At 58.4% G+C, this 16,861-nt stretch carries 19 protein-coding genes, 1 tRNA gene and 1 pseudogene; 11 read left to right on the top strand and 10 right to left on the bottom strand.

All coding sequences use genetic code 11. The annotated features are described in order from the left end of the window. Positions 1–4 precede the first annotated feature (4 nt). The gene (locus tag Q2T52_RS02180; protein ID WP_302075035.1) at positions 5–1,201 is read right to left on the bottom strand and encodes an aspartate aminotransferase family protein; all 1,197 of its coding nucleotides are present in this window, start codon (positions 1,199–1,201) and stop codon (positions 5–7) included. Between the two features lie 419 nt (positions 1,202–1,620). On the opposite strand from Q2T52_RS02180, the gene Q2T52_RS02175 reads away from it, so the two are divergent. Then, on the top strand, positions 1,621–2,169 hold the full coding sequence (locus Q2T52_RS02175) for a GcrA family cell cycle regulator (protein ID WP_302076006.1): 549 nt from the start codon (positions 1,621–1,623) through the stop codon (positions 2,167–2,169). A gap of 144 nt (positions 2,170–2,313) precedes the next feature. Here Q2T52_RS02175 and Q2T52_RS02170 read toward each other — a convergent pair. After that, positions 2,314–2,389: transfer RNA gene (locus tag Q2T52_RS02170), tRNA-Thr, on the bottom strand. Positions 2,390–2,618: 229 nt separating this feature from the next. Between Q2T52_RS02170 and Q2T52_RS02165 the strand changes: the two genes are divergently transcribed. After that, entirely contained in the window at positions 2,619–3,857 is a 1,239-nt protein-coding gene (locus Q2T52_RS02165; RefSeq protein ID WP_302075034.1) for a hypothetical protein, read from the top strand. A 15-nt stretch (positions 3,858–3,872) separates the two neighbouring features. On the opposite strand, the gene ppk2 is transcribed toward Q2T52_RS02165, so the two are convergent. After that, a complete protein-coding gene (gene ppk2 / locus Q2T52_RS02160) occupies positions 3,873–4,754 on the bottom strand; it encodes a polyphosphate kinase 2 (RefSeq protein ID WP_302075033.1) in 882 nt (293 codons plus the stop codon). 252 nt (positions 4,755–5,006) lie between these two features. Between ppk2 and phoR the strand changes: the two genes are divergently transcribed. Then, on the top strand, positions 5,007–6,233 hold the full coding sequence (gene phoR / locus Q2T52_RS02155) for a phosphate regulon sensor histidine kinase PhoR (RefSeq protein ID WP_367187269.1): 1,227 nt from the start codon (positions 5,007–5,009) through the stop codon (positions 6,231–6,233). A 281-nt stretch (positions 6,234–6,514) separates the two neighbouring features. Here phoR and Q2T52_RS02150 read toward each other — a convergent pair whose 3' ends face one another. Next, a complete protein-coding gene (locus Q2T52_RS02150; RefSeq protein ID WP_302075031.1) occupies positions 6,515–7,207 on the bottom strand; it encodes a glycosyltransferase family 2 protein in 693 nt (230 codons plus the stop codon). A gap of 69 nt (positions 7,208–7,276) precedes the next feature. Between Q2T52_RS02150 and Q2T52_RS26925 the strand changes: the two genes are divergently transcribed. Next, positions 7,277–7,525, top strand: coding sequence for a hypothetical protein (locus Q2T52_RS26925; RefSeq protein WP_302075030.1), 249 nt, complete (start codon positions 7,277–7,279; stop codon positions 7,523–7,525). 6 nt (positions 7,526–7,531) lie between these two features. Here the strand turns inward: Q2T52_RS26925 and Q2T52_RS26920 are convergent. Further along, positions 7,532–7,678 (bottom strand): annotated as a pseudogene (locus tag Q2T52_RS26920) (hypothetical protein); the annotation flags it as partial. A 41-nt stretch (positions 7,679–7,719) separates the two neighbouring features. On the opposite strand from Q2T52_RS26920, the gene Q2T52_RS02140 reads away from it, so the two are divergent. Further along, the gene (locus tag Q2T52_RS02140) at positions 7,720–8,178 is read left to right on the top strand and encodes a hypothetical protein (RefSeq protein ID WP_302075029.1); all 459 of its coding nucleotides are present in this window, start codon (positions 7,720–7,722) and stop codon (positions 8,176–8,178) included. 9 nt (positions 8,179–8,187) lie between these two features. On the opposite strand, the gene Q2T52_RS02135 is transcribed toward Q2T52_RS02140, so the two are convergent. Beyond that, positions 8,188–8,430, bottom strand: a complete 243-nt coding sequence (locus Q2T52_RS02135) for a hypothetical protein (RefSeq protein WP_302075028.1) — start codon at positions 8,428–8,430, stop codon at positions 8,188–8,190. A 209-nt stretch (positions 8,431–8,639) separates the two neighbouring features. Continuing rightward, on the bottom strand, positions 8,640–9,608 hold the full coding sequence (locus tag Q2T52_RS02130) for an IS1595 family transposase (RefSeq protein WP_302075027.1): 969 nt from the start codon (positions 9,606–9,608) through the stop codon (positions 8,640–8,642). A gap of 104 nt (positions 9,609–9,712) precedes the next feature. On the opposite strand from Q2T52_RS02130, the gene Q2T52_RS02125 reads away from it, so the two are divergent. After that, positions 9,713–9,934, top strand: coding sequence for a DUF6471 domain-containing protein (locus Q2T52_RS02125; protein WP_302075026.1), 222 nt, complete (start codon positions 9,713–9,715; stop codon positions 9,932–9,934). A gap of 2 nt (positions 9,935–9,936) precedes the next feature. Here the strand turns inward: Q2T52_RS02125 and Q2T52_RS02120 are convergent, their stop codons facing one another. Together Q2T52_RS02120 and Q2T52_RS02115 are read right to left on the bottom strand one after the other, a co-directional pair. Further along, complete coding sequence (locus Q2T52_RS02120) at positions 9,937–10,518, bottom strand: ATP-dependent Clp protease proteolytic subunit (protein ID WP_302075025.1); 582 nt, start codon at positions 10,516–10,518, stop codon at positions 9,937–9,939. 69 nt (positions 10,519–10,587) lie between these two features. Continuing rightward, positions 10,588–11,874, bottom strand: a complete 1,287-nt coding sequence (locus Q2T52_RS02115; protein WP_302075024.1) for a glycosyltransferase — start codon at positions 11,872–11,874, stop codon at positions 10,588–10,590. Positions 11,875–12,010: 136 nt separating this feature from the next. Between Q2T52_RS02115 and Q2T52_RS02110 the strand changes: the two genes are divergently transcribed. The 5 genes from Q2T52_RS02110 (at position 12,011) to Q2T52_RS02090 (ending at position 15,838) form a co-directional block, all read left to right on the top strand. Beyond that, a complete protein-coding gene (locus tag Q2T52_RS02110; RefSeq protein WP_302075023.1) occupies positions 12,011–12,832 on the top strand; it encodes a transporter substrate-binding domain-containing protein in 822 nt (273 codons plus the stop codon). 121 nt (positions 12,833–12,953) lie between these two features. Then, positions 12,954–14,570, top strand: a complete 1,617-nt coding sequence (gene pgi / locus Q2T52_RS02105; protein ID WP_302075022.1) for a glucose-6-phosphate isomerase — start codon at positions 12,954–12,956, stop codon at positions 14,568–14,570. A 10-nt stretch (positions 14,571–14,580) separates the two neighbouring features. Continuing rightward, entirely contained in the window at positions 14,581–15,441 is an 861-nt protein-coding gene (locus tag Q2T52_RS02100) for a class I SAM-dependent methyltransferase (RefSeq protein ID WP_302075021.1), read from the top strand. 87 nt (positions 15,442–15,528) lie between these two features. After that, positions 15,529–15,663 carry a hypothetical protein gene (locus Q2T52_RS02095; RefSeq protein ID WP_302075020.1) on the top strand — a complete coding sequence of 45 codons (135 nt, stop codon included), beginning with the start codon at positions 15,529–15,531 and terminating at the stop codon, positions 15,661–15,663. A gap of 16 nt (positions 15,664–15,679) precedes the next feature. After that, entirely contained in the window at positions 15,680–15,838 is a 159-nt protein-coding gene (locus tag Q2T52_RS02090; RefSeq protein ID WP_302075019.1) for a DUF3096 domain-containing protein, read from the top strand. Positions 15,839–15,930: 92 nt separating this feature from the next. Here the strand turns inward: Q2T52_RS02090 and Q2T52_RS02085 are convergent, their stop codons facing one another. Beyond that, positions 15,931–16,857, bottom strand: a complete 927-nt coding sequence (locus tag Q2T52_RS02085) for a carbohydrate kinase family protein (RefSeq protein WP_302075018.1) — start codon at positions 16,855–16,857, stop codon at positions 15,931–15,933. Positions 16,858–16,861: the final 4 nt, after the last annotated feature.

Here is a 16,861-nt window from a genome sequence, read left to right as displayed (position 1 = left end):
TCGATTAAGCCGTCTTCTTCAACTGTTCGCGCTGAATACGCTCCGCCGCCTTTTCAATGCGGGCAATGCCGTCACGCGCTTCTTCCGCCGTCACCACCAGCGGCGGCAGAAGACGGATGACGTTGTCGCCCGCCGGCACGCCAAGCAGATGTTCCTCGCGCATGGCGGTGTTCAGTTCGCCCGCCGGCACCTTGGCCTTGATGCCGAGCATCAGGCCTTCGCCGCGAATTTCCTCGATGACATCGGGGAAACGATCCTTGAGCGCTGCGAGGCCCTGGCGGAAGACCAGTGCGACATCGCGAACATTTTGCAGGAAGCCTTCGGCCAGCACCACGTCCAGCACGGCATTGCCGACAGCCATGGCCAGCGGGTTGCCGCCGTAGGTGGTACCGTGCACACCGGGCTTCATACCGGACGCTGCTTCGGCGGTTGCAAGGCAGGCGCCGAACGGGAAGCCCCCGCCAATGCCCTTGGCAACGGCCATGATGTCAGGCGCCACGCCCGACCATTCGTAGCCAAAGAACTTGCCCGTACGGCCGACACCGGTCTGCACCTCGTCGAACATCAGAAGCAGGCCATGCTCGTCGCAGAGAGTGCGCAGCGCCTGCAGGAACTCCTTCGGCACAACGCGAATGCCACCTTCGCCCTGGATCGGCTCGATCAGGATTGCCGCGGTGTTTTCTGTGATGGCTGCCTTCAGGGCCTCCAGGTCGCCGAACGGCACTTGGTCGAACCCTTGCGCCTTGGGGCCGAAGCCCTCCATATACTTCTCCTGACCGCCGGCCGCGATCGTCGCGATGGTACGGCCGTGGAAGGCACCTTCAAAGGTGATGATGTGGAACTTCTCGCCGTGCCCCTTGGAATAGTGGTAGCGGCGCGCCGTCTTGATGGCGCATTCCAGCGCTTCCGCACCGGAATTAGTGAAGAACACCTTGTCGGCAAAGGTAGCGTCCGCGAGCCTACGCGCCAGACGCTCCTGATCCGGGATTTCATAGAGGTTGGAGAGGTGCCAGACCTTTTCGGCCTGGTCCCTCAGCGTATCCACCAGATGCGGATGCGAATGCCCGCAGGAGGTGACGGCAACGCCGGCACCAAAGTCGAGATATCGCTCTCCGCTTTCCGTCACGAGCCAGACGCCCTCGCCGCGAACAAAGCGCAACGGGGCCCGGGAAAACGTGTCGAAAAGGGCGGCTTCAGCCATGGCGGCATCCCTCCTTGGGCATTGGGTTTTGATATGGCGGACAGCGCCGCCGGAAATTGAAAATGCCGCCTCGAAGGGCGGCGGGGGCACTATCCGCATTTCCCCCCGTTCTGTCAACAAACCGCTTGGATTTCCGGGCCTTTCGCGTGCAGAACCTCCCCTTGCAATATGTGACAAAAATGACTCGGGTTGCCAGCAAGTTGGGGAAAAACCCGAAATCGATTCGCGAGGATTCCGGCGACTCTTGTCAGCGAGTCGGGCGACCGTTAGGTTAAATAACAATTACTAGACTGCATGCGGCGGAACTAGTCACCAAAAGTATAGATGTAGTATGTATGCCGGCGAGGTTCCGCTTCGCCGAACGGTGAGAGATTCTGTCATGCGATCATTGCTGAAGGCGGAGACACAGCATGAACAGCGTGAACTGGACGGACGAGCGCGTCGAGAGATTAAAGAAATTATGGGCCGAAGGATTGAGCGCAAGCCAGATTGCGGCACAGCTGGGCGGCGTAAGCCGTAACGCCGTCATTGGCAAAGTACACCGGCTGAGCCTGCCTGGCCGCGCCAAGGCCGGCGGCAATGCAGCTCCGAACCGGGCGCAGAAGCGTCCGGCCGCGGTCCCGCAGCGTCCTGCGACTTATGCTGCACAGCCTCGCGCGGCAGCACCTTCCCGCCCGGTGTCGCGCCCGGTTGGCGCAACAATGGTGAAGGAAGAGGTTGAGGCCGAAATCTTCGAAGCTGTCGATTACGTACCGGCAAAGAATGTCGTCGTTCCGATTTCCCGCAAGATCGGCCTGACGGAACTGACCGAGCGCACTTGCAAGTGGCCGATGGGCGACCCGCTGAAGGACGACTTCTGCTTCTGCGGCGCAGAAGCTCCGGATACGTCTCCCTACTGCAAGTACCATGCGCGCATGGCCTACCAGCCGGTGGCAGAGCGCCGTCGTTCCGCTGAAGCACGCGGCTGATCCGCAACACAATTATTGACGACATCAAACGGGCTTCGGCCCGTTTTTTTGTGCGCTTGCAGTGGATCAGCGAACTAAAACGCGCGACACGCTGACCGCGCATGACATTCAAACTGGTTCAAAGGATGAGATTTTCAGGAGAAGTGGTGCCGCTTACGTGACTCGAACACGTGACCCCGTCATTACGAATGACGTGCTCTACCGACTGAGCTAAAGCGGCTTACGCTTTCGACGCATGTTTGCGTCGCGGTGTGAGCGGCCTGATACAGGCAATGAATGCGGATTTCAAGCGGATAAATTCATTCCGGACAAACTCTTTCCACAACATTGGATTTAAAGCCCGCGGTGGACACACTGGTCATGCCCGCATGGCAGTGCTTGCAGTTCCGCGGGCGAGAGGTTACCGAAAGATGAACAACCTCGGCATGGCAGACGACAAAGGATAATCAGTGAGCGGTTTGGAAACGGCAATCAGGAATGCGCTGGAGCGTTCCGACCGCAGCGATCCGGAAAACCGTGCGCGCATTTATCAATCGGCGCGCCAGGCTCTGGAGGCCGGTCTGCGCAAGCAGTCAGTCACCGATCCCCAGGTTATCTTTGCCCAGCGGCAGCGCCTGGAGGATAAGATCCAAGAAATCGAGATCCAGGAGCGGGTGCGCCTGCGGGAGGCAGCGCGAGAACCGGAACCTGATGTGCCTGATATCCTCGTGGACAGTCCGGCTGAACCCGTCGCCGCCGATAGACATCTTGAGCCGGAAATGACGCTGGGTGGACAGAGCCGCGCATCCTCGCCGGAGGCTGCTGCCCCTGTGGCTGACATCCTGCATGTGGCGCCTGTCGCCCCGGTCTCGCGGGCGAATGCTGAACCTGTACCGAACGATGGGGATGGATTCAGCGAAATGCGGGCCGAGCGCGAGGCAGAGCGCCCTGCGGCCCCCATCGCTCCCTCGAAAAAGAACAAGCGCGCTAAAGCGGATACAGAGCCTGCCGCCGAATACGCACCGCAGGTACCCGGGGAAAAGCGCAAGCGCCGCAAACGTCGCGGGACGATCGGCTATATTCTCTCGCTGATGGTGCTGGCTGGCGTTGGCTATGGCGGCTGGTGGGCTTACTCCAATGGCCTGCTGCTACTTCCGGCAGGCAAAAGCGCCAATGCACCTGTCAATCGCGCCGGCTTGGCCAGAGATCCAGGCACCGGGCGCGAGCCAGGTGCTGCCTTCGATCCACAACGCGGTTTCTCCTCCGACTGGCTTGAGGTTTTCTCTGCCGGGGGCAAGGCTGCGGCCTCACCGGGCAAGGATGCCTCTGCCGATCCCATGCCGCGCGCGGATGGGACAGCCTTGCGCATCACGTCGCGCTCCCCAGGTGCCAGCGGCGATGTCGGCATTGATGTGCCGGTGGACATCCTGCGTCAGCTGTCTGGAAAGACCTCGACCATTGCCCTCACGCTGCAATCGGCTTCGGACAATTCGGTGCAGCTTTCCGTGCGCTGCGATTTTTCCAGCTTGGGCAGCTGCAGCCGTCATCGCGTAACGGCAACGCAGGAGCGGAGCGATACCCTCTTCCGCGTCGCCTTCGATCGCACGCTGGCCCCGAACCAGCCGGGCCGTATCTATATCAATAGCGATATTCTGGGCGGTAGCCAGCCGGTCTTCCTCTACTCCATACGCGTTCTGCCCGGGCAGTAATCAGCCGCGCTCTAATTACTTGAGGAAGTCCGGGCCGAAGCCCAGGATGCTCTCGTCGATGTCGCCGATTGCCTTCAGGTCGCGTCCTTCGTAATCGACCGACAGCAGGATCTGCCTGATGATATTGATGCGCGCACGCCGCTTGTCATTGGCACGCACCACCGTCCAGGGGGCGGTCTTGCTGTGCGTCTTGTCCAGCATCAGGTCGCGCTTTTCGGAATACTCCCGCCACTTCGTCAGCGCCGCGATATCCATGGGCGACAGCTTCCAGATCTTGAGCGGATCGTGGCGGCGGTCATGAAAGCGCTTCAGCTGCATTTCCCGGCCGATGTTCAGCCAAAATTTGAAGAAGTGAATGCCCTCATCCACGATCAGGTCTTCGAAACGGGGTACGACCTTGAGAAAATGCTTGTGCTCTTCCGGCGTGCAGAAGCCCATGACAGGCTCCACGCCAGCACGGTTGTACCAGGAGCGATCGAACAGCACGATTTCGCCCTTGGTGGGGAAATGCGTCACATAGCGTTGGAAATACCATTGACCTGCCTCCGTCTCCGTCGGCTTCGTGAGTGCCACCGTGCGCGCATAACGGGGGTTGAGGCAGTCCTTGATGGCGGAGATCGCGCCACCTTTGCCAGCGGCATCACGCCCTTCGAAGAGGGCCATGATACGCTTGCCGGAATTCTTGAGGGATAGCTGCGCCTTGACCAGTTCGATCTGCAGCGCCTTTAACTCTTCGCGATAGATCTCCTCGTCCAGCTTTTTCTTGTATGGATAGCCACCCGACGTCAGCGCCTCATCGGAAATCCAGTCGGGAAGCTTCGGGTCCTCGATATCGAAAACCCTTGTCTTGCCGCCGATTTCCAGTTCCACGCCCTTGTCCGTTTCCTTCTCCGCCATGTGTTACCTCTCCTGCGGCTTCTCAATTCGGTGGCTTGATATAGAGCTGGTGCGGTTAAAGTCCTCTCCAACCCGCGCGGTGATGTGATGCTGCCACATCATTTCGTTTTGGCCGCGCGCCATGCTGCCATGCGAAACAAACATGCAATTCTGTCACGCAGAGCGGCTATGAAGGCCGGATAATAAGAATGGCAAGACCGAGCGATTCGGATAGGGGTAAAGATGGATCTGGGAGACTGGAGCCGTATATTGTTGGCTCGCGTGAGGCGGCAGTTTCCGGTACTGGCAGCGGCGACCCTGGTGGCGGTGCTGGCGCTGGCCGGTGGCGTCACTCCCCTGTTTGTGGCGGCTTCCTGGTTCCTGATCCTCCTGTCCCTGCTCCTGGGAGCGGCTGAGAAGGCTGAAGCGGAGCCGGTCGCAACTGTAGAACCGATCCCGGTTGAGGTCGACCCTCTGCCAGCCATCACTGCGGCCTTCGGGGCGCTGGACTGGCCGGTCATTCTGCTTTCCGCCGATGCGACGGTGCTTTTTCAAAACCGGTCGGCTGAAAAGGCGTTTGGTCAGGTGCCGGAAGGTGTTCACCTTTCGGCGCGTCTGCGCTCACCCGGCATTCTGGACATGGTGCGCGAAACGATTGCCACCGGGCAGCCGACCCAGATCGAACATTCGGAACGTCTGCCATCCGAGCGGGTCTATATCCTGCGCATTGCTCCGGTCGACCTGGGGGCGACCGAAGGCTTTGGATCCCCACAACGCCTGTTCGCCTTGGCCTTCCGCGACATCTCGGAGCTTCGCAATATCGACCGCATGCGCAGCGATTTCGTTGCCAATGCCAGCCATGAACTGCGCACGCCTCTTGCCTCCTTGCGTGGCTTCATCGAAACGCTGCAGGGGCCGGCGAAGGGCGACGTCAAGGCGCATGACCGTTTCCTCGGGATCATGCTGGAACAGGCCAACCGTATGAGCCGGCTGGTGGATGATTTATTGTCCCTGTCTCGGCTGGAACTGAAAGCCCATATCGCGCCGGATCAGACGGTGGATCTGGTGCCTGTCATCAATCACGTACGGGACGCCTTGCTGCCGCTCGCCCAGGAACTGGGCGTGGATGTGAAACTGCACCTGCCGGAGGCCAAAGCGGAAGTCCTCGGCGACCGGGACGAGTTGGTACAGGTCTTCGAAAACCTCATTGAAAATGCCTGCAAATATGGGCAGGAGGGCAAACAGGTCGACGTCTACGTGCGCGCAGAGCCAGCCTCGGCAGTCGAGGTGAGCGTGGTCGACTACGGACCCGGCATTCCGGCCGAACATGTGCCGCGCATTACGGAACGCTTTTACCGTGTCAGCGTCGCCGATAGCCGTTCGAAAAAGGGCACCGGCCTCGGGCTTGCGATCGTGAAGCATATCCTGACCCGGCATCGCGCACGGCTGATCGTAAAGTCGGAGCTTGGCAAGGGTACCGATTTCACAGTCCGGTTCTGATCGCTTTAGTTTGCCCCCAACAGGGATAAATGGAATCGTTCTGCCGAAAACCGAAGATAACGGCGGAAGATGATCCGGCCCCCGTTACGTCGCGTCGCCGATGCGAAGCGAAAAGCCGTAACAGAGGGTTTTGATGCTTGCCGGACGCCAAAGGCAATCCGGCGGGCGGATTGGCTGAGGCGAGGCATCTGCTTTATGGAGCGGCTTGGCCGTGTGCACTGGCTACGACACTTGGCCAGCTCTCCTTGCAGCCAATCCCTCCTGAGCCCGCAGAACTGTTCCTATTGAACACTGACGGGCTCAAGCCGTGACAGGGCCTCAGCAGGCACCTCGGTTGGGTCGCTGCTTTCGCTTTTCGATGGGCTGTGTGGCGTCTTCTTCCAGAAGAACGGATTTGTTCGAAGCTCGTTTGCCGCGCGCCATGCCGCGTAGGACACCATCAGCCAATGCATAGGAACCGCCGCCCAGCGCCAGCCGATCATTCTCTTTTCGTGATCGATCATGGAGCCGACGCCGAGCCCCAGAAACACCGCATAGCTGCCAAGAATATTCGTCGTGTCCAGCGCGAACAGGGCCAGCATGCTGTGAGGAATGGTGGCTACCGTTTGGCTGGAGAACGTGATGCTGGTGGAGATGAAGAACAACAGGATCAGCGGGTGTAGCAGGGCAGACGCGAGCATGCCCCCGATGAGAAGATGAAATGTCAGGCAACCGGCCCAGCCCATCTGTTTGAAAAGTCGGAGGGGTTGGCGCATTACCACCAGCCAGGTCTGAATCCAGCCTTTGAACCAGCGCACGCGTTGCCCCGTCCAGATGCGCAGGTCGGTCGGTGCATCTTCCAGCGTGTGATAGTGGAGCGTATCGGAGCGGTAGCCGAGCCGGTAAAGCCGAAGGCCAAGATCGGCATCCTCCGTCACGTTGAAAGGATCCCAGCCACCAACATTTTTCAGGATATTCGCCCGGAAATGCGGCACTATGTATCAACAGCACCAAGAACCCATAAGACTAGATACGTCGGTAGAGGGTAGGATAGGAGCGCACCAATGGATGCAGAAAAGGTGCGGTTTATCGCAGTAGATCTCCTTGGAGCTTTCGAGACGCTAGATAGGGAAGACGCTACGTATCACGCAATGTTGGGTCTTTCAGACATATTGCTTCACGTGGCAGACGACCCGGTTGCCGTAGATCTTGTTTCTAGGATTGAAGATATGATCGATAGAGAATGTGGAGTCGGCAAGCCGGACGCTTCGGAACTTATCGACGGTGAAGTTCCGCCACTCGTTTCTCTCTAAGGGCTCTGATGGATTTTTTACTTGGTTTCCGGCAACACAAAGATTGTTCTTGCTGGTCCAATAGACAATGTAAGGCGAGAAAATGCGTTCTGAGGAATCCTCATCATACTTGATCAGAACGTTTCTTCGCTCACGGATAGCCTCACAAAACATCTGCTGGTGCATGTTCCCCTCCCTCAAAGGACCATGCCGATATGAACACAGCACGGATAGCGCGTACAGAGACATTCGAGCACACCATAACCGGATTGCTTGGTAAGCGTGCAGACCTCTTCAACGAAGCAGAACGCATCCGCGACCGTCTGGCAGAGATTAAAAACGACATTGGCGCGATAGATAGAACGCTAGGCGTTCTCGGCTATGCTGGCGATCTAGACGCTGCCATGCCTCGCCAGAAGCGAGAAGTCATATTTGGACGTGGTGAGTTGACGAGGGCCATCATGGGCGAGCTACGGCACGCGGAAGGCCCGGTATCCAGTCGCGACATCGCAAAAGAGATTGTCGCCATGCGAGGGGAAGACGCTCGCGACAGGAAATACATCAGTGATCTGACAAAGCGCGTGAGCAAAGCCCTCCGGCAGATGAAGGCCGAAGGGCATGTTAAGAGCGCTGTGGACGCTAAGGGGAGTGTGAGTTGGGAGCGGCGTGCCTAATAGGCACCATCAATGGTGCAGCGTAAAAAGCTCTTCCGCTTTCACTTTCGAGCCTTCGTGCTTCTCGCCGCGAAACACTTCGCCAAGGCGATGAGTGTTCGTTCCAAGACGCTGTGCAATGATGTTGTATTTTACACCTTGCATCTTGAGCAAATGCGCAGTCACGGCCTCGTCAAACGTAAGTGCCTTGCGTTCGATCAGCACGGGGTTCATTTCCACCCCAGTCATGGGGTGCACCAAAGTAACCATCATGGTCCTTTCTACATAAAAGGGCCGATACGGTCTTGACGTCTCCCGCAGCATGAATCATTGTGCCGTGGTGATCACAACGCAGCCCGTACCGGCTGTTTTTCTCGAAGCCGACACGTCTGATTCACGTGTCGGCTTTACTATTTGAACGATTAAATTTTACTTTGTCGAATCTTTTTTAATAAGTGCGCCTTTTTTTGTTCATTTTACGTTCATGCGAAGCTGGACCGCTGCCAATAGCCTTTCCATGTGCGGCTAACCGGATGCGCGAGCGAAGCGCCAAGCAATGAGAAGGCATTCGCGCCGTTAGAATTACGGCGATGATCTTCCATCCAAGCCGCATGGTTTGCGTACTGGTACAGGTACTTGTGCGAAACGTGGTGATGCTGCCCCTGCACCATGCGACGGAGGCGCGAGAAGAAGCTTTCGACCATGTTCGTGTGCTTGCCGTTCAGGTCGCTGTACATCTGGCTATGGTTGATGCGGCCTGTCTCGTAGTGCATTTCGAGCGCATCCCAGTGGGCGGCTTCGTCAGCGAACAGCATGGAGTTCGCAGCGACACGAGCCTTTGCAATTGCAACGCCTTCGGCTTCTTCGCGGCGAACAAAGGTAAGGGTACGGCCATCGCGTTGACGCAGAGCGATAACGACGCGGCGGCGGTCTGACTGGTTAGCCTTCAAGCGGCGGTCCTTGCGGTCTTCCTTCATGTTCTCAGGGCGAACGTGACCACCGAAGTAAGCGCCGTCGATCTCAACTTCGCCTTCGACAACTTCGGAAGCGGTTTCAGCAGCCAGGGCTTCGCGTAGCTTGTGGGCCATAACCCAAGCGGTTTTGTACTGGACATCAATATCGCGGGAAAGCTGGAGAGCCGAGAGGCCCTTGGAAGCATTCACGAAGATGCAGATAGCAGCCAGCAGATCGCAAAAGCCAAGCTTGCGGCTTGCGAAGATCGTGCCGGACGTAACCGAAAACTGAGCATGGCAGGCAGCGCACTTGAACTTACGGCGTGTGGTGATCTCGTAGGTATCGACGCAGCCGCACTTAGGGCAAACGGCTTCACCGTTCGTCTGCTGCCAACGGAGCTTTTTGAACGTGAGGTAAGCCTTTTCCTCTCCACCCTTGTAAATCTCCTTAAGGGAGAGGGTGCGGGCTTCTGCTGAGAGGAGAAAGTGCTGGGCCATTTGTCAACGTTTCCGATGCTTATGTATCGCATATAGTACGTTGACCGGACTCTGTAAAGTGCCTATATCATCATATGCGATACGTTTTGCATCAACGGTGATACATGGCTGAAAAGACCGACTGGGAAATGAAGGCCGCAAACCTTCTCAAGGCCGAATTGAAGCGCAAGGGAGTGACTTATGCGCAGCTAGTCGAAAGGCTGGCGCAACTCGGTATTGATGAGAAGGAGGCAAATATTCGCAACAAGCTAAGCCGTGGGAAGTTTACAGCCGCATTCATGTTGGGCTGCTTTGCCGCGATAGAAGCGGAAACTGTTCGGCTTTGACTTTAAATGAAAAAAATCCGTTCGCCTTTTGGGGGTGCGAATGGAGCAATTTCTGTAATCAAGCCAGCATCCAGACCTTCCTCTGCATCAAGCCAGAGGTCGGCAACTTTGTGGGTTTCCCAATGTGTTTCAGGCAACGCAATCTCGGCCTTCAAAATTGCTTCCATTCTCGCGTCGTCAATGACCAGGCTGTTTGCTGCTGCGGTCATCCGTTCGGATGTCAAAGACAAAGCGGCGGATTGCGCTCTATGGATCATAAACGTCGAACTTTGCGCGGCGACTCTATTGGGTGCCCCCAAGTAGGCGATTACTCCTATCGAGCATATAGACCCAACATTATAGAGGCGAACCGTAATGGGCATTGTCTTGAAGAAGTTATACAATGCAACGCCGTCCCCAACTACGCCGCCAGAGCTTTGAAATAGGCAATGTATGTCCGTAAAGCCGTCTTGCGTTGCGGTCGAGAACATTGAGAATATGCTTCTGACAGAGTCTTGATTGATCATGCCAGCAAACACCATCCACACTTCCTTTTTTGGAAGTATGGTGCTCGACAGCAATCCTCCTATCTTATGTTCTGCCATTGCGCCTTCCCGATACCAAGCCGGTAAAAGCTTACTCTGTTTTTCCCAGTTGTTAAGCTGATAAAAGCCCTAACCCCTCTGGTGCTTCTGATACATAAGGCCGCGGAAATGATTGGATGTGCCGCCCAGCGGCATGGGCAGCCGGTAGCGGCCCAGCATGGGAAGAAGACCCCGAAACAGCGCCGCATATTCCACGGCAAACAGAGAACTGATGAAGGAAGCCCGCATATTGGCGATGATCAGTGGTGACTGCAGACAGGCCAATTCAGGGCCAGCGCGCTGGAAACGGCTGTAGGCTTCGAGCAATTGCTTGGGATGCGGTCGGTCTTCCGCGTCATAGATGGCGACGTAATCGCCTCTGACGGCAGAAAGTGCATAGGTGAGCGCCTTGGGTTTTGTGCGTGGATGTTGAGGCGGCACTTCCACCACTTCAAAATAGGGCGGAAGCTTGAGCACCCGAATTGCTTCCAGCGTCTCCTGATCATCAGCCTCGCAGACAAGCTTGATATCGAGGCGCGACCTCGGCCACTCCAATCGTTCCAGACTTGCCACAAGCTGAGGGATCATGCCGGCTTCACGATAGAGCGCCACCATGACCGTATAGATGGGAAATGGGCCCTGTGGCTCCGTGAAACGCCGACGGGCCACATGCTTCTGGCGAACAAGCGCCACGATACGCAGAAGCAGAGCGCAGAAATACAGAAGCGACATCGTGACATGCGCATGCGATACGAGGTTTTGACCATCGAGCCAGAGGCCGAGAGCGATGGCAGAGACCAGCATGCCGCCGATAAACCCTTGCCATCCGGACGCGACGATCCGCGCGGAATGCTCCGGCGCGCGCTCAAACAGCATGGAGACGGTGGCTGCCACCCGCCGCTTGGCGCCAGCCTGCCAGACAGCCTTTCGGATTGCGGAAGGCGTCGTGATGACAAGTCCTCTTGCCAGCTCCGGCAGACGCTCAAGTGTTGCCATCACTTCCGCCAATCGACCGGCGCTGGGCACGATAGCCGTCTCTGCGGCTGTCCTGCGATGATTGATGTGTAAACGGTTCGCCAGGATCAATTGCTTGTCGAGATCTTCAACGTCCATCACACTCTGCGACGAGATCGTCCTGATGAATGGCAAGCGAAGAGCGCGGGCCATCGCTCCGTAGTATGCATCTTCGCTGACGCGTCCCGTCGCCAGGAGTTCAGCCTCTACCGAACTTCCGTTTCGTGCGGCTCGTTCGCTCAATTGCACCAGGAATGGCTTGCTGAAGCCCAAGCTGCGCAGGGCACGAATTTCGGCGGAGGAGACTTCCTCCACCTCACTTGGTGCATGGGCAGCCTCAGTTCTCGCCTTATGTGACGACACGCGATATTCCCCCAACGCGTTGAACCTGCTACATCTTGCGGGCAGTTAGCATCCATCCCGCACGGGGAATATAACCATAACTGGAATTCTTCCATCAATAAAAATTTCAGGTTGCATTAGGGTTTGGTTAATCCTGATGTCTTTTCTCCTGTCGCACGTCGCTCAGGTTGCGGCGGCGGATGGTCAAAGCCTGCAGATGCCTGTCCTGTTCGATGCAGCGGAACGATTGCCGAAGCCCGATCTTGCGACCTTGCCACGCCTGCGCTTTCTCGCCACGGTGGATTTTCCTCCCTTTAGTTTTGTTGATCAGGCCGGCAAGCTGACCGGCTTTCACGTGGACCTCGTGCGTGAGATTTGCGCGGTGCTCGCCGTGGAGCCGAAGTGCCAGATCCAGTCCATGCCGTTCAATGATATTGCCAATGCGCTGGAAAGCGGCGGGGGCGAAGCGGCAATTGCCGGAAATGCTGTGACGGCAGAGTTGAGACAGCGGTTCGCCTTTTCCCGTCCTTACACCCTCATCCCGGCACGTTTTGTGCAGAACTTGAAGGTTCATCTTCAGGGAAATGCGGCAGAAGCATTGAAGGGACGCACCGTCGGTGTCGTGCAGGGCACTAGCCATGAGCGCATGCTGACGGCGTTTTTTGCTTCCGTGAAGCCGGCGCGTTTTGCCAGTCAGGAAGAGATGCTGGAGGCGGTGAAGGCCGGAACGGTTGACGCAGCCTTTTCCGATGGCTTGCGTCTACCCTTTTGGGTGGCAAGCGGCGCCTCGAACGGCTGCTGTGCCCTTTTCGATGGACCTTACCTGTCACAACAATTTCTGGGCGAAGGCCTTTCGATGATGGTGAGAAAGGATGCCCCCGTTGTGGCGCCTGCCTTGAATTATGCGCTGGCTGAATTGTCCCGCAACGGCCGCCTGCAGGAGATCTACCTCCGCTATTTTCCCAACGGCTTGTTCTAGGGTGAAGACTGTACGTGTTGCGCTTGGACAATCCAGCGCTAACAAATGATGCTGCGCTTGATTTGACACATAAAGCGAATAGGTTCCCCGTGAACCTATCATGATCCCACGAGGAGTGCCCATGCAGGCCATCGTCGACCAGCTCAAATCCACCGCCGCAGACACCCAGGCCACCGATATCCGGGCCGCGTTCAACTCCGACACGGCGCGCTTCGACAAATTCTCGGCTCGCTTCGAAGACATGCTGCTGGATTATTCCAAATGCGCCGTCAACGAACCGGTTCTCGCTTTGCTTGAGCGCCTGTTTGCAGAGGGTGGCGTGGCCGAGAAGCGTGAGGCGATGTTCTCCGGCGAGGCCATCAACTTCACGGAAAATCGCGCCGTGCTGCATACGGCGCTGCGCAACCGGTCCAACACGCCGGTCCTCGTCGAGGGCAAGGACGTGATGCCTGAGGTCAACGGCGTGCTCGCCGCCATGGGGTCATTTGCCGAAAAGATTCGTTCCGGCGCGCTGACGGGCGCCACCGGCAAGAGAATCACCGATGTCGTCAATATCGGCATCGGCGGCTCGGACCTTGGCCCTGTCATGGCGACGCTGGCGCTGGCGCCTTTCCACGATGGTCCGCGCGCGCACTTCGTTTCCAACGTGGACGGCGCACATATCGCCGACACGCTGAAACTTCTGAACGCTGAAACCACGCTCTTCATCATCGCTTCGAAGACCTTCACCACCATCGAGACGATGACCAATGCGGCATCCGCCCGCGCCTTCATTGCCGGCAAGCTGGGCGAAGACGCGGTGAAGCATCACTTTGCCGCTGTTTCCACAGCCCTCGACAAGGTTGCCGCCTTCGGCATCGAGAGCGATCGCATCTTCGGTTTCTGGGACTGGGTTGGCGGGCGCTATTCTATCTGGTCCGCGATCGGCCTGCCGCTGATGATCGCGGTCGGTCCCGACAATTTCGGCCGCTTCCTGGATGGTGCCCATGCGATGGACCGCCACTTCCGCGAAGCACCGGTGCGCCAGAACCTGCCGGCATTGCTGGGCCTGATCGGCTTCTATCACCGCAATGTGCTGGGCTATCCATCCCGCGCCATCCTGCCCTATGACCAGCGACTGCTGCGCTTCCCGGCCTATCTGCAGCAGCTGGATATGGAATCGAACGGCAAGGGCGTGACGATCGATGGCAAGCCGGTCGAGGGCAATTCCGGCCCCGTCGTCTGGGGTGAACCGGGCACCAACGGCCAGCACGCATTCTACCAGCTGATTCACCAGGGAACGACGATCATCCCGGCGGAATTCATGATTGCCGCCAAGGGTTTTGAACCTGAGCTGCGCCACCAGCACGAGCTTTTGATCGCCAATTGCCTGGCGCAATCCGCAGCGCTCATGAAGGGGCGTACGCTGCAGGAAGCCAAGGCGCAGTTGACCGCGAAGGGCATGCCCTCTGACCAGGCGGATTTCATCGCACCGCACCGCGTCTTCACAGGCAACCGTCCGTCGATCACTATCGTCTATGACCAGCTGACGCCCTACGCGCTCGGCCGCCTGATCGCGCTTTACGAGCATCGTGTCTTCGTGGAAGGCGTTCTCTTCCGCATCAACTCGTTTGACCAGTGGGGCGTGGAACTTGGCAAGGAACTGGCGACCGGCCTGTTGCCCGTGGTGGAAGGCAAGGCCGGCACGGAAGGTCAGGATGCCTCGACCGCCGGTCTCGTCAAGGCGCTGATCGGCTGAGGCGCTTGCCGTGGCGCTCACCGGCCCCAGCAAGACCGCACGCGGCGCCGCCGGTTACCGGGCAGCACACCAGGCTGCGGACGGCGCGACCATATTCCGGGATCCGTTCGCACGACTGATCCTGGAACCGGACGCGCTTGCGGAGGCCGATGAGCGGGCGCGTGATCCGGCCTCGCGCAATATCCGCCTGTTCATGGCCGCTCGCAGCCGGTTTGCCGACGACTGCCTGGAAGCCGCCGTGGCGCGATGCGTGCGGCAGGTGGTCGTTCTTGGCGCCGGCCTGGACACGCTCGCCCTGCGCAATCCGTTCCGGGAGATCGGCGTCAAGGTCTACGAAGTCGATCAACCCCTGACGCAAGCGTGGAAGCGGGAACGCCTGGCAGCAGCCAAACTGCGCGCGCCGAATGAACTGGTCTGGGTGCCGGTCGATTTCGAGACGGACGATCTTTCGACATCCCTGGCGACGGCCGGGTTTCGGCCAGATCAGTCCGCCATCTACGTCTGGCTCGGCGTAACACCCTATCTCACGCGACCCGCCGTGTTTTCCCTGCTGGAGAAGGTGGCACAATCGCCTGATGCGGCGATCGTCTTTGATTATTCGGAGCCGATCGAAAACTATCCGCCAGAGCGCCGGCCTGCCATCGCGGCCATGGCGGAGCGGGTTGCTGCCGCCGGCGAACCCTGGCTGACGCTTCTCGACCCGATTGACCTGCGTTTAACGCTTGAGGGAATGGGCTATACTTCCATCGAAGACCTCGGGCCCGGCGATGTGGCTGCGCGCTATTTTGGCGGCGACCATGCACAGAGCCGGGGCGGTGCCGGTCCGCATCTGGTCTTGGCGAGCACTGACCGGAAGCTTACCGAGATTTAATCCGGCGGGTCTTTCCGGGACCGAAGACCGCACCACATCACCTGACAGAACCCGCGAACAATCCGTAATCCGGACAGGAGGGGCAGAATGTCGGAGCTTCGCATTGATCGTGGCAACATCATCCGCACCCATCCGGATACGAGCAGGAAACGGGCGTTGCGCGTGGAATTCGGAAAGGCGCAGAGCGCATCCGCAGCGCCCCCCACTATCCCGTCAGCATGATCCAGGAGCCCGAACCATGGAAACGGTCGTCTTCGTCCAGCCTCTGATCGCCCTCATAGCGGGGATCATCATCCTCGTTATGCCGCGGATTTTGAACTACGTCGTTGCGCTCTATTTGATCTTCGTCGGCGTGATCGGCCTCTGGCCGAACCTGATGCACACCATGCCGCATTAGGCCCCTGACCGGGCGACCAGCGCTGCAAGCGAAGCCGCCCGTAAAACGTGTTTGCCACCCGTCAATTGCCGCGACAGCTTAGCCAGCTGGCCTTAGAGCCCGATCTCATGGGCATAAGGCGGGTTTGCACCGGCGCGAGAAACGGTCACGGCAGCAGCCTTTGCACCCAGCGTCAACGCATCTGTCACCGCCTGTTCGGAGAGGTTCGCCACTTTTTCCTTCGTCAGGAGATTTTGGCGCTTCAGGGAAGCCAGGATGCCGGCATCGAAGGTGTCGCCTGCGCCGACCGTATCGACGACCGTCACACGCTCTGCCGGAACGGCTACCTTGAAGCCAGCCGTGTATCCAACAGCGCCCTCGGCGCCACGGGTAATGACCACCAACTTGGCGCCCTGCCCCAGCCAGTATTTTGCCAGCGTGTCGTGGTCACCTTCCATGCCGAACCATTCGAGGTCTTCGTCCGAAAACTTGATGATATCAGACATGGCTGCCATGCGTGCCACGCGGCCATGGTGCTTTTCGCGATCCTTGATGAAGCCCGGGCGGATGTTCGGATCGAAGGAGATGACGCGCTTCTGATATTCGCGCGCCATCAACGTTTCATAGGTTTCGCCGCAGGGTTCAGGGATCAGGCTAATCGCGCCGAAGTGGATGGCCTCGATGCTGTCGCTGAGCGTCGGCAGATCCTCACGCGAGAGCATGCGCCCTGCCGTGCCTTCATCATAGAAGGCGTAGGTCGCCTGGCCGTTGACCAGCTTGACGAAGGCAATCGTGGTGGGACGCGACGAGATGGCGCAAAGGCTGGAATCGACATGGCTCTGCTTCAACGTCTCGCGCAGGATGTCGCCCATCATGTCGTCCGACAGTCCCGTGAAGAAGGCCGTCGGCTGGCCGAGGCGGCCAAGCGCAATAGCAGTATTGAAGATGGCGCCGCCTGCATAGGGGGCAAAGCCGTTTTCGCCCTGGGTGGTCTCCCGCGGCAGCATATCGATAAGGGCTTCACCACAGCACAAGATCATTTCA

The organism is Rhizobium oryzicola (assembly GCF_030504645.1).
Taxonomy (GTDB): Bacteria; Pseudomonadota; Alphaproteobacteria; order Rhizobiales; family Rhizobiaceae; genus Neorhizobium; species Neorhizobium oryzicola.
Note: the sequence above shows the minus strand (reverse complement) of the source record. Positions and strands in the feature narration are given on the sequence as shown.